At 71.8% G+C, this 11,491-nt stretch carries 10 protein-coding genes; 2 read left to right on the forward strand and 8 right to left on the reverse strand.

Features of this window, described 5'->3' with window-relative positions:
- On the forward strand, positions 1-465 hold a 465-nt coding region (locus ACGFMK_RS47795), incomplete at its 5' end, for an endo-1,4-beta-xylanase (protein WP_392778358.1).
- A gap of 11 nt (positions 466-476) precedes the next feature.
- Here the strand turns inward: ACGFMK_RS47795 and ACGFMK_RS47800 are convergent.
- Both ACGFMK_RS47800 and ACGFMK_RS47805 read right to left on the reverse strand, forming a co-directional pair.
- A complete protein-coding gene (locus tag ACGFMK_RS47800) occupies positions 477-2,072 on the reverse strand; it encodes a tannase/feruloyl esterase family alpha/beta hydrolase (protein WP_392778383.1) in 1,596 nt (531 codons plus the stop codon).
- A 56-nt stretch (positions 2,073-2,128) separates the two neighbouring features.
- On the reverse strand, positions 2,129-3,517 hold the full coding sequence (locus tag ACGFMK_RS47805) for an MFS transporter (RefSeq protein ID WP_392778361.1): 1,389 nt from the start codon (positions 3,515-3,517) through the stop codon (positions 2,129-2,131).
- Positions 3,518-3,659: 142 nt separating this feature from the next.
- Here ACGFMK_RS47805 and ACGFMK_RS47810 point away from each other — a divergent pair, with 142 nt between their 5' ends.
- A complete protein-coding gene (locus ACGFMK_RS47810; protein WP_392778364.1) occupies positions 3,660-5,420 on the forward strand; it encodes a helix-turn-helix domain-containing protein in 1,761 nt (586 codons plus the stop codon).
- A gap of 6 nt (positions 5,421-5,426) precedes the next feature.
- Here ACGFMK_RS47810 and ACGFMK_RS47815 read toward each other — a convergent pair whose 3' ends face one another.
- From ACGFMK_RS47815 to ACGFMK_RS47840, 6 genes are all read right to left on the reverse strand, one after another.
- Positions 5,427-7,064: a long-chain fatty acid--CoA ligase gene (locus tag ACGFMK_RS47815; RefSeq protein ID WP_392778367.1), complete on the reverse strand. Its 1,638-nt coding sequence runs from the start codon at positions 7,062-7,064 to the stop codon at positions 5,427-5,429.
- A 97-nt stretch (positions 7,065-7,161) separates the two neighbouring features.
- The gene (locus tag ACGFMK_RS47820) at positions 7,162-7,728 is read right to left on the reverse strand and encodes a TetR/AcrR family transcriptional regulator (protein ID WP_392778369.1); all 567 of its coding nucleotides are present in this window, start codon (positions 7,726-7,728) and stop codon (positions 7,162-7,164) included.
- Positions 7,729-7,753: 25 nt separating this feature from the next.
- Positions 7,754-7,966 (reverse strand): hypothetical protein, encoded by a 213-nt coding sequence (locus ACGFMK_RS47825; protein ID WP_392778371.1) that lies wholly within the window; start codon positions 7,964-7,966, stop codon positions 7,754-7,756.
- Positions 7,967-8,030: 64 nt separating this feature from the next.
- The gene (locus tag ACGFMK_RS47830; protein ID WP_392778374.1) at positions 8,031-8,585 is read right to left on the reverse strand and encodes a hemerythrin domain-containing protein; all 555 of its coding nucleotides are present in this window, start codon (positions 8,583-8,585) and stop codon (positions 8,031-8,033) included.
- 149 nt (positions 8,586-8,734) lie between these two features.
- On the reverse strand, positions 8,735-10,780 hold the full coding sequence (locus ACGFMK_RS47835; protein WP_392778377.1) for a glycogen debranching protein: 2,046 nt from the start codon (positions 10,778-10,780) through the stop codon (positions 8,735-8,737).
- Between the two features lie 107 nt (positions 10,781-10,887).
- The coding region (locus ACGFMK_RS47840; RefSeq protein WP_392778380.1) for a pyridoxal-phosphate dependent enzyme at positions 10,888-11,491 on the reverse strand (604 nt) is incomplete at its 5' end.

Below are 11,491 nucleotides of genomic sequence, written 5' to 3' on the forward strand. Positions count from 1 at the left end.
ACCGTGTGGGGCGTACGAGACAGCGACTCCTGGCGCTCCGGCGAAAGCCCCCTCCTGTTCGACGGCAACGGCAACAAAAAAGCCGCCTACAACTCGGTGCTGAACGTCCTCAACTCCGGCGGCGGCACGACCACGACCACCACCCCTCCCACCACCACACCGACAAACCCCACCACCACGCCCACCACACCAGGCGGCGGTAACTGCACCGCTTCATTGTCGGCGGGACAGTCCTGGAGCGACCGGTACAACCTCAACGTCTCGGTCAGCGGCTCCAGCACCTGGACGGTCACCATGACCGTGCCCAGCCCCGCCCGGATCAGCGCCACCTGGAACGTCAACGCCACCTGGCCCAGCAGCCAGGTCCTCGTGGCAACACCCAACGGAAACGGCAACAACTGGGGAGTCACCATCCAGCACAACGGAAACTGGAACTGGCCCAGCGTCAGTTGCAGCGCTTCCTGAAGCAGGTTTCGTCAGCGGGTGCAGACGAAGCTCGAGGCCTGGTCCGGATCGCCGCCGCGGTAGCGGGGCCAGGCCGGGTAGGCACAGAGCGGACGGGTGCGGGGGTGGGTCAGGTCGGTCACGACCGGGTTCGTGGGCGGCCCGCCCCCGTCGACCCAGTGCTCGAGCGCCGAGAGCGAGTCCCAGCCGGCCGCGAACGCCGGGGTGCCGAAGTTGGCGTGGTTCGCCCCGGGCACGACGTAGTAGCGCAGGAACGCGTCGGTCGCCCGGGGCCCCACCTCGTGGCGCACCCGCTCGTAGTAGTCGCTCGTCGAGTACGGGGAGACCAGCTCGTCCGCCGCACCGTGCAGCAGGATCAGCTTGCCGCCGGCGCGGGCGAACGGGCCGAGGTCGGCGTTGTTGCGGTCCTCGATCGTGGACAGGGCGCTGATCCGGGCGAGCCACTTCCCGGGGTGGCGGGGATCCACGGCGAGGGAGTTCTGGTTCGGGTCCCGGGTCAGGAAGTACTTGACCCACTGGTCCCAGTACTGCAGGCCGTACCCGCTCGTCACGGGCATCGGGTTGGCGGGCGCGGTCGTCCCGAACCCGAGGAACGGCGTCCGCATGTCCGCGCCCGAGAGGAACGGGAAGCCCGGATAGCCGGTTTCGCCGCTGGCGACCCGGTACGGCCACCGGAACGGTGACGACATCGCTTGCACCGCGCCGATCTGGGGATCCGACAGGCACGCCGGACCAGCGTCCACACCGCCGGGACAGCGCAACGCGCGCGGATCGAAGTGGCAGCCGGCCGGGTTCGAGACGACCCCGTCCTTGACGCCGTCCAAGCCGTCACACGCGCCGATGACGCTGTTGTAGAGGAGCGTTTGCTTGTCCACGCCCGGGAAAGCGCCAGGGCGCGACAGAACCTGGGCCAGGTAACCCAGATCCAGGATCGCGGCGAGGTTGTTCCAGGCCGGGAAGGCGGAAATCACGCCGTCGAACGCGGTCGGCCACCGCTGGGCGACGTTGAGTGCTTCGCGGCCGCCCGTCGAACCCCCGGCGAAGAAGACTTCGGCGGGCGTCGCGGAGTAGGCGCGCCGGATGAGGAACAGGCTCGCGTCGCGCGTCTTCTTGAGCGCGTCACCGGCCGCGAAGTTCTTCAGGGCCTCGTCGTTCACCCCGAACGAGCCGTCGAGCGACGGCGGGGACGCCGGGTTCTGCTGGTGGCCGGAGTCGCTTGCGAACGTCGCGTACCCGCGGGCCAGCGGCACCGGCTGGTCGGCCGGCCCGAACGGCACGTTCGACGCCGGATCGGGAATCGTGCCGTTGAAGCCGCCGCCACCGAACATCATGGCCTTGTGGTTCCAGCCCTCAGGCAGGTCGACGCGCATCTTGATGGCGGGCGCGGCCGGGTCGACGGGATGGAGGTCGGCGTCGACCTGGCAGTACCGGATCGTCTTGCCGCTGACCACGCTCGTCATGACCGACGCCGCGGTGACGCGGCCGCCGGTGGTCGGCAGGCTCATCACCGACGCCGGGATCTTCAGCTGGGCCAGCCCGGCGCACGCCGGCGCCAACGCCGTCGCGGCGGCGGGGCCGGCCGTGACGGCCGCCGTCAGGACCAGCATCGCCGGGACGGCGAGCAGGCGGGTTCTCGATGTCCGCTTCACTTCGGCCTCGTCTCTCAGCGGTAGAGGTGCGTGCCCGGGACGGCTTCCGGATCCGCGCGGACTTCGGCGGTGTTCGTCTCCGGCAGGAACCACGCGCTGGCGAAGGTGATCAGCCCCATCAGCGTGATGTAGGCGGCGACCGCCACCGTGCTCCCGGTCTTCGCGATGAGCGCGGTCATCAGGAACGGCGTGCCGCCGCTGACGATGATCGCGGAGAGCTGGTAGGCCAGCGACGCGCCCGAGTAGCGGACGCCGGGGGCGAACAGCTCGCCGAGGAAGCTCGCGACCGGGCCGTAGGTGAGGCACTGGAAGACGAATCCCACCGTCACCGCGACGAAGATCAGCGGGAGGGACGCGGTGTTGACGAGCCCGAAGTACGGGAAGCCCCAGGCCGCGACACCCAGGCCGCCGAGCAGGATCAGCGGCCGGCGGCCGATCCGGTCCGAGAGGTGCCCGGACCACGGGATGATCACGAGCATCGCCACGGACGCGAGCAGCACGACCGCGAGCAAGCCGTTGCGCTTGAGCCCGAGGGTTCCGGTGCCGTAGCTCAGCAGGCCGGAAATGCTGACGTAGAACAGGCTGTTGGTGGCGGACAGCATCCCGCAGCCGAGCAGGATGGTGCCCCACTTGCTGCGCAGCACCTGGGCCAGGGGCGCCCGGACCACCGCGACGTCGGGCTTGCCCACCTCCCGTTGCAGCTCGCGGAACTCGGGGCTGTCCTCCACCTTGACGTGGATGTAGAGCACCACCCCGAACATCACGACGCTGAGCAGGAACGGAATGCGCCAGCCCCAGCTGAGGAAGGCGGCGTCCGGCATCAGGGCGCTGGCCGCCACGAAGATCAGGTTCGAGACGATCACGGCGACGGGAACGCTGGTCTGGCCGAAGGTTCCGGCGAAACCCCGCCGTTTGGGACCGGCGGACTCGGTGAGCAGCAGCACGATGCCGCCCCACTGGCCACCGGTCGCGAGCCCCTGGATGAAGCGCAGCACGACCAGGAGGATCGGGGCCAGCGCGCCGACGGCCGACGCGGTGGGCAGGCAGCCGATCAGGAAGGTCGCGGCCCCCATGATCGCCAGGCAGCCGACGACGACCGGCTTGCGCCCGTACCGGTCCCCGAGGTGCCCGGCGAGCACCCCGCCGATCGGCCGCGCCACGAAGCCCGCCCAGAACGTGCTGAAGGCGAGCAAAGTGCCGGTCAGCGCCGAGGAGTGCGGGAAGAACACCTTGGGGAACACGAGCGCGGCCGCGGTGCCGTAGAGGAAGAAGTCGTACCACTCGATCGAGCTGCCGACGAGGCCCGCGGCCAGCAGCTTGCGGAAGGCCCGGCGCCGGGTCGTGGCCGGATCGGGCTCGACCCGGCCGGACTGTCCTTCGGGATCGGTGAGCGGGATGGCCATGGTGCCGCCTTCGTCATTGAGCGCAGCCAGGTGATGGCGGTCATATTAAGGCGCCGTTACGCTGCGGTTCAGGTGTGGACCACCCACTCCTCCCACCGTGCCGGTGGGTCTTTCGCCCACCCGACACCGAGGGGATGGCGCCGTGACCGATGACGCGGAACCGGGTTCGCTCGTGCGCCGCCGGCGCGAGCTGGCGTCGTTGTACGCGACCGTCAAGTCGCTCACCGCATTGGGCGAGCTGGACGACGTCCTGCAGTCGATCGTGCACCACGCCCACGACCTGATCGGCACGGACTTCACCTACCTTTCGCTGGTGGGCGCGGACGGCAGGCTGTCGGCCCGGGCGTCGGAGGGCACGATCTCCGCCGAGTTCCTCGCGGCGGCCATCCCGACCACGGTCGGGCTCGGTGGCCGGGTCCTGGCTTCGCGGAGCCCGCACTGGGTACGCGACTACGCCACGTCGACGCTGATCGAGCACGATCCGAACTTCGACCGCCTGGTCGTCACCGAAGACCTCGTGGCGCTGCTCGGGGTGCCGCTCGTGATCCGGGGCGAAGCGGTGGGCGCGCTGTTCGCCGCCGACCGGTCCGAACGGTCCTTCCAGGCCGACGAAATCGCGCTGCTGAACGCGTTCGCCGACCACGCCGCGGTCGCGCTCGACAACGCCCGGCTCTACGAAGCGAGCCGGACCGCCTTGCGCGAGCTGCGGGGCGCGTACCGGAAGATCGAGCGGGCGCAAGCGATCCACGAAGCCCTGACCGGTGTCGTGCTGGGCGGCGGGACACCCGGCGACGTCGCCCAGCTGCTGGCCGACCAGCTGGGCGGCAGCGTCACGCTCCTCGACCGGGCCGGGACCACGCCCGTGCACCGGGACTCGGCGTCGGGCCCGTGCCCGAGCCCGTCGGAGACCGACCTGGCCGGCGCCGTGGCGGCCGCCCGCCGCTCCGGCCGGTGCACGACCTCGCCCGGCGCCGGCGGCACGACCCGCAGCGTGGCGGCGATCCAGGCGGGTGACAGTTACCTCGGCGCGCTGGCCTGGAGCCGGAAAGCCCGTGCCGGCAACGAGGTTCCGGACGACACGGACCTGCGCACCCTCGAACGGGCCACCCACATCCTCGGGTTGCTCATCCTCAAGGAGCGGGCGGTGGCCGAGGCCAGCGAGCGGCTGAGCGGCGAGCTCCTGACCGAGCTGATGGTCGGCAGCCCCGGGATCAGCCCGGCCCAGCGCGCCCGCACCCGCGCGCGCGACATCGACGCCGACCGGCTGGACCTGGTCCTCGTCGCGGTCTCCCCGGCCGTGTCGTCGACCGACCTTTCCCGCCACCTGCACGACATCGCCCGGGAGCGGAGCGGGCTCGCCGGCGAACACCTGGGCCGGGCCACGATGATCCTGCCCGGCGCCGACGACGAGCGGACCGTCGAGGAAGTCCACAGTAGACTGAGGCGCACGCTGGGCGTCCCCCTCGTCGTCGTCGGGGAGCGGGCGATCGACCAGGACTGGTCACGGGCCTTCGCACTGGCCGGCCGCTGCGGCGCCGTGATGCGGGCGCTCGGGCACACCGACACGGGCGCCACCACCCGTCGTTATGCCCTGTACGCCATGGTCTTCGACCCCGACCGGGCCGGCGAGCTCGACCGGTTCCTCGACGGCGCCCTCGGCCCGCTCCTCGACTACGACCGGCGGCGCGGCACCGATCTCGTCGAAACGCTCACCGCGTACTACGACCACCAGGCGAACGTCGCGGCGACCGCACGGGCGTTGCACGTGCACGTCAACACCCTGCTCAAGCGACTGGACCGCGCGGGCAGCGTCCTGGGGGTCGACTGGCGCCACGAGAACGACCTGGAGCTGCGGCTCGGGCTCCGGCTGCACCAGCTCCGGACGCTCGACGGGCCGGCCTGACGCGCCTCAGGCGATCCGCGCCGCCTCCCGCAGCTCGGTCTTCGAGAGCTTGCCGGTACCCGTCTTGGGCAGCGCGGCCAGGAAGACGAACTCGTCGGGCAGCCACCACTTGGCGACCAGCGGCGCGATGTGGGCCAGGAGGTCGTCCGCCGTGGCGGTGCCGCCTTCGCGCAGGGCGACGTAGGCGACGGGGCGTTCCATCCACCGCGGGTCCGGGCGGCCGATCACGGCGACCTCGACGACGTCGGGGTGCGACGCGATGACGGTCTCCAGCTCGACCGACGAGATCCACTCGCCCCCGGACTTGATCAGGTCCTTGATCCGGTCCACGAGCCGCAGGTACCCGTCGGCGTCGATGGTGGCCAGGTCGCCGGTGCGCAGCCAGCCGTCGGCGGTGAAGCTGTCGCGGGCGTCCACCCGGTAGTAGCCCCCGGCCACCCAGGGCCCCGCCACCTGCAGCTCGCCGACGGCCTGCCCGTCGCGCGGCAGCTCCCGGCCGGTCTCGACGTCGGCGATCCGGATGTTCACCAGCGGCAGGGGCTGGCCCTGGGCGGCTCGCACGGCCACCTGCTCCGCCTCGGTCGCGTCCCGGTGCTGGGTGCGCGTGCCGCCGATCACCCCGGTGGGGCTGACCTCCGTCATCCCCCAGGAGTGGGTGATGGGCACGCCGATCGCGGCGCGGTAGGTCTCGGACAGCGCCGGGGCGACGACGGAACCGCCGCTGAGCAGGATCCGCGTGGCCCCCAGGTCGTAGGCCCGCAGCTCGGGAGCCAGGCTCGTCCAGACCGTGGGCACCGCACCGGCGACGGTCACCCGCTCGGCCTCCATCAGCCGCAGCAGGTGGGCCGGTTCCGCGGACGCGCCGGCCAGGACCAGCGAGGCACCCGCCATCATCGCGCCGTAGGGCAGGCCCCAGGCGTTGGCGTGGAACATCGGCACGATCGGGAGCACGACGTCGCTCTCGCGGAGGCCGATGAAGCCGGCCGCGAGCGTCCCCAGGCAGTGCAGGACCGTCGACCGGTGGCTGTAGAGCACACCCTTCGGCGGCCCGGTCGTGCCGGAGGTGTAGCAGAGCCCGGAGGCCAGGTTCTCGTCCGCGAGCGTGAAGGCGTCCTCGAACGAGCCGGCGAACGGCTCGGCACCGGCGATCAGCGCGTCGTAGTCCAGGATCCGGGGGTCCGACGGGATCTCGCCGTCGGTGCCGTCGTCCATGACCACCCAGTGCCGCACCGTCGGCAGCCGGCCGGCGCTCGGCCAGATCCGCGGGAGCAGCCCGCGATCGACGAACACGACGTCGTTTTCGGCGTGGTTGACGATGTACTCGAGGTGCTCGGCCGAGAGCCGGATGTTGATCGAGTGCAGCACCCTCTTCGCGGCCGGCACCCCGAGGTAGACCTCCAGGTGGCGCCGGTTGTTGCCGGCGAAGGTGCCGACGCGGGCACCGGCCGGGACGCCGAGGGAGTCCAGCGCGGTGGCGAGGCGCCGGGCGTGCCCGGCCACCTCGGCGTAGGTGAGCCGCCGGCCGTCGGCGGTGACGACGTACTTGTGCGCGTAGAGCCGTTCGGCGCGCTCCAGGACGTGGGCGACGGTGAGCGGGCGTGGCTGCATCAGCCCGTCCGTGAGACCGCGGGACTGCTCAGGCATGCGCATGACCCTAGGAGCGGTTCCGGCCGGAGGAGAGGTCGGAAACTTCCACTCGTACCGGGCTTTCGGCGGCGGTTACCCACACCCGGCCGGGTGCTCAGCCGCGCCAGGTCCCGACGCCGTCGAGGAGCCGGTCGACGAGGTCGTCGGACACCTCGGCCCGCTGCATGGCCGTGCGGTAGACGACCGGCCCGACCAGCATCGCCGGCAGGTCCGCCGGGTCGACGCCGGTCTCCAGCTCACCGGAGTCGACCGCCGCCCGGATCGCGGCCTGGATCCGCTCGCTGATCACCTTGTTCGACTCGTCGCGCCGCCGGGCGATCTCCGGGTCCCAGATCGCCGACTGCATCAGCGTGAGCGACAGGCCGGCCACGGCCGGGGGCAGCAGCTCGTCGGCCAGCTGCCGGAGCTGGCGGTGCAGCCACGGGCGGACGGGCGTCGCGGGCTCCTTGAACAGCGGGAGGTCGGCGCCGGCCATGACGTCGAGGAGCAGCTGGTCGGGGCGCGGCCAGTGCCGGTAGACGGTGGCCCGGCCCACGCCGGCCCGCTGCGCGAGCCGCTGGTGGGTGACGGCGGCGGGTCCCTCGTCGGCCAGCAACCGCCGCGCCGCGACCAGGATCGCCTCCCGGCTGCGCGCCGCCCGCGGGTCCGTCGAGTAACTCACCGTCGCATGATACGAGCCGCGGCCGTCAGCGGCCCCGCAACCGCGGCGCGGCCAGCCCGATCACCGCGGTGACGGCCAGCGCGAGACCGGCCACGACCGCGATGGCCGGGAACACGGCGACCTCGCCGGCGTGGACCATCTGCCAGATCGGGCTCACGGTGAGCAGGAGACCGACGACGAGGTACAGGGCGCACCAGCCCTTGGTCTCGGGAACGAAGTGCAGGCGACGACCGGACACGGGAACCTCCTCGGTGGGGACCATCGGCAAGATCACTACCCGCCCCAGGACGCCGTCAAACCGATCACTTGCCGAGCGCGGTCCGGATGGCGTCGCGGGCCCGGTCCATGATCGCGGCCGGCGGGCCCAGCAGCAGGTTCGCCTTCGCGCTCTCCACGCCCGCGTGCGGGCGGGTCGGCGCCACCGCCTCGGCCAGCCGGACGGTCGCCGCCATCGCCCGCAGCCGCTCCGGGGTGTGGTGCGCGCGCAGGAACGGGAACTCGTGCCGTTCCTCGCGCCTCGCGTGCGCCAGCACGTCCTCACGCAACCGCCCGAGCAGGGTGTCGAAGCCTTCGGCGTCGGGGCCCATCGACTGCAACGTCGTCAGCAGCTCCTTGGCCCGGTGCTCCTCCCCCAGCCGGGCCTCGACCACGGACTCCGCCGCCGGTTCGAGGTCGCGGATCTCGGGGTGCACGACCTCCTCCTCCGCGGTCTCGTGCACCGCCAGCAGGCGCACGAGCGACCGGAAGACCTCCGTGCGCCGGTCACCCTTCGCGGTCTCGAGCTCGGTGAACATCTCGCCGATTTCCCGGTGTTGCCGCTTGAGCAATGCGATGACGTCTTCGTCTTTGTTCGCCATGAAAGGGCTCCTCAAATTTCTCGACCGAGGGGTAGCTGGTGGTCGCGGCGGTCGCGGGCCATCGAGGCCACAGCGCCTGAGCTCGAACGCGGCCGAGCTCGCCGTCTCCTGACCAGGTACCCGCGGCCTCGGCCGCCAAACGAAGAGCCTCAGGAACCGTGGTATTCGAGCCAGTCGAGGTTGATCGAGCCGGTGTCGCCCGCGGCGTAGGACAGGGTCACCACCGGGTCGCGGCCGGTCAGGGGGACGTCGGCGAAGGTCGCCGTGCCCCAGTCGTCCCAGCTGCCGGAGACCTTCGGGAAGCTCACCTGCCGGACCGCCCGGCCGTCCACCGACAGCGTCATCGTGCGGGTGTCGTTGTTGGCGTTCGCGTACCGCAGGGTGATCGCGCCGGTCGTGGCGCCGTCCGACGTGCGGTGCAGCGTGAACGACGACGCCGCGCCCTGGGCCCAGAGCCCGTCGAGGAACGCGCGGCCGGAGTAACCGGTGTGGTTGACGTTCGTCTTGACCCCGCCGGTGTTGTACGCGTCCTCGGCTTCGAGGTGACCGGGCGCGGGGCAGCCGGCGACCGTGCCCGCGGTGTCGGCGCAGCGGTCCTGGGCGTCGGGCACGCGGTCGCCGTCCCGGTCGACGCCGGTCGCGCCGGTGAGGGTGATCTCGACGCGGTGCGAGCCGGTGAGCGTGGCCGGGACGGTGTTGCCGGCCACGGCGCGGCCGTCGAGTGTGAACGAGCCGACCGTGGCGCCCGCCCCGTGCAGCGCGATCGTCAGGTCCGCCGCGCGGTAACGCAGGGTCCGCAGGGTGACGTCACCCCAGCCGGCGGGCAGGTCCGGGGTGAACGCGAGGCCGGCGTCGGTGAAGGTGAGCCCGAACAGTCCCGTGTGGACCATGTCCAGGAACGCGGTGGCCGACCAGGTCTGGTCGGGCTCGGAACCCCAGTGGAACTTCACCGTGTCGCCCAGCCGCTGGTAACCGCCGTCGACGACGCCGGTGTCCCCGTTGTAGATCTCCCAGAACCCGCTGTTGCCGGTGGCGAGTTTCGCCAGGCGCGCGGTTTCCGAGGCGAACCCGTTCTGGTCACCCTGCCGGGCCAGCGCCTTGGCCCACAGGCCCTGCACGAGCGGCCAGACGATCGCGTTGTGCCGGCCGGGCTGGGCGGCGGAATAGCGGTCCCAGTGCGGGTAGGTGTCGGGCATGCCCCAGGTCATCTCGTGAGCGTGGGCGAGGATCGACCGGGCCTGGGCCGGGTCCGCGACGCCGAAGAGGATCGCGAACGCCAGCCCGGTGCCCTCCTGGTAGGCGCCGGGCGACCCGTCGGCGAGCAGCTGGTAGTTGTACAGGCCGGTCGCGCGGTTCCAGAAGTGGTTGTCGATGGCGGTTTTCAGCGCCACGGCCTTGGTACGGAGGCCGGCGATCTCGGCGGCGGGACGCCCGAGCCGCTCGGCCATGTTCGCCGCGTTGACGTAGGCGGCGTAGTAGACCTCGTTGGTGCTCAGGTACATCCCGCTCGCGACACCCGGCCACGGCGAGCTGCCCGTGCTCACCGACTCGGTCGCGTCGGCGGGCGGCGCGGGGTAGCCGGCGATGCCGTCGTTGAAGAACGACGGGCCGGTGAACAGCCCGTACGTGGTGTTGAATCCCGCCGTGGTGGCGTGTTCCCGGATGGTCAGGGTGTTCCCCGCGGCGCGGTAGGCGTTGTCGAGGAACTGCCGGTCGCCCGTGACCAGGTAGTGGTTCCACGCGGCGCTCACCCAGACGACCTGATCCCACTGCTGGTCGTCCTGCTGCACCCGCAGGGCGCCGGCGGCGTCCTTGTCGACGACCGCCCAGAGCGTGTTCTTCGCCAGCGCCGGGGAGAGCAGGCTCGTCGCGTTCCAGCTGTTGACCGACGCGTCACGGGTCCAGGGCTGGTCGTACCCGCCGCCGGCGCGGACGAGGCCGACGGCCGGGTCGAGCAGGCCGCTCTTGTCGTAGCGGGCGTCGTAGCCGATGGTGTTGGTGCGCAGCAGGTTGTCCAGCGCGGCCGCGTACGCCGCGCCGAACAGGGCCTGGCTGCCGGGGTTCGCGAACTCGAGCGACGGCGTCACGGCCGCGTCCGCCGTGGCCGGCGCGGCACCGGCGACGACGCCGCACGACGTCGTCAGCGCCAGGAGGGCAAGAGCGATGCGCCGACCGGCCGTACGCTTGTGCCTCATGCCGTGCACCTTCCCCGGTGCCGGGCCCCGCCGGACCGAAAGGCCATTGCACCACGGAATCCCGCCGGCGGAGAGCGGCCGCGAAGATCCTGTCCGCTCTTGTCAGGTCACCGGCCGCCGACCAGCTCCGCGAACCGCTCCGGGCTGACGTTGCCGCCACTGATGATCACGCCGACCCGGCCCGGCGCCGCCACCTGCCCGCTGAGCAGCGCGGCGATACCCGTCGCGCCACTGGGTTCGGCGACGAGCTTCAGGCGCTCGAACAGGAAGCGCATCGCTTCGCGGACGGCGTCGTCGGTGACCAGCGCGATCTCGTCGACCAGGTGCCGGTTGATGGAAAAGGTGAGCTCGCCGGGGATTTCCGCGGCCTGGCCGTCGGCGATGGTGCGGGGCACGGGGATCGCGACGCGTTCCCCGGCGGCCAGCGACTGCTTGGTGTCGTCGCCCGCGGCGGGCTCGACGCCGACGACCCGGATCCCCGGTTGCAGCGCTTTCGCCGCCGTCGAACTGCCCGCGATGAGCCCACCACCGCCGACCGGGACGACCAGGGTGTCCAGCGTTCCCGCTTCCTCCAGCAGTTCCAGGGCCGCGGTGCCCTGGCCGGCGATCACGTGGGGGTGCTCGTAGGGCGGGATGAGCGCCAGCCCGCGTTCGGCGGCCAGCGCCTGGCCTATCGCGACCCGGTCGCCGGTGTAGCGGTCGTAGGTGACG

Source organism: Amycolatopsis sp. NPDC049252, from assembly GCF_043197175.1.
Classification (GTDB): Bacteria; Actinomycetota; Actinomycetes; order Mycobacteriales; family Pseudonocardiaceae; genus Amycolatopsis.

Coding starts and splice junctions, on each gene's coding strand:
- ACGFMK_RS47800 (WP_392778383.1), bottom strand. CDS start 2,072: ATGCTGGTCCTGACGGCGGCCGTCACGGCCGGCCCCGCCGCCGCGACG.
- ACGFMK_RS47805 (WP_392778361.1), bottom strand. CDS start 3,517: ATGGCCATCCCGCTCACCGATCCCGAAGGACAGTCCGGCCGGGTCGAG.
- ACGFMK_RS47815 (WP_392778367.1), bottom strand. CDS start 7,064: ATGCCTGAGCAGTCCCGCGGTCTCACGGACGGGCTGATGCAGCCACGC.
- ACGFMK_RS47830 (WP_392778374.1), bottom strand. CDS start 8,585: ATGGCGAACAAAGACGAAGACGTCATCGCATTGCTCAAGCGGCAACAC.
- ACGFMK_RS47835 (WP_392778377.1), bottom strand. CDS start 10,780: ATGAGGCACAAGCGTACGGCCGGTCGGCGCATCGCTCTTGCCCTCCTG.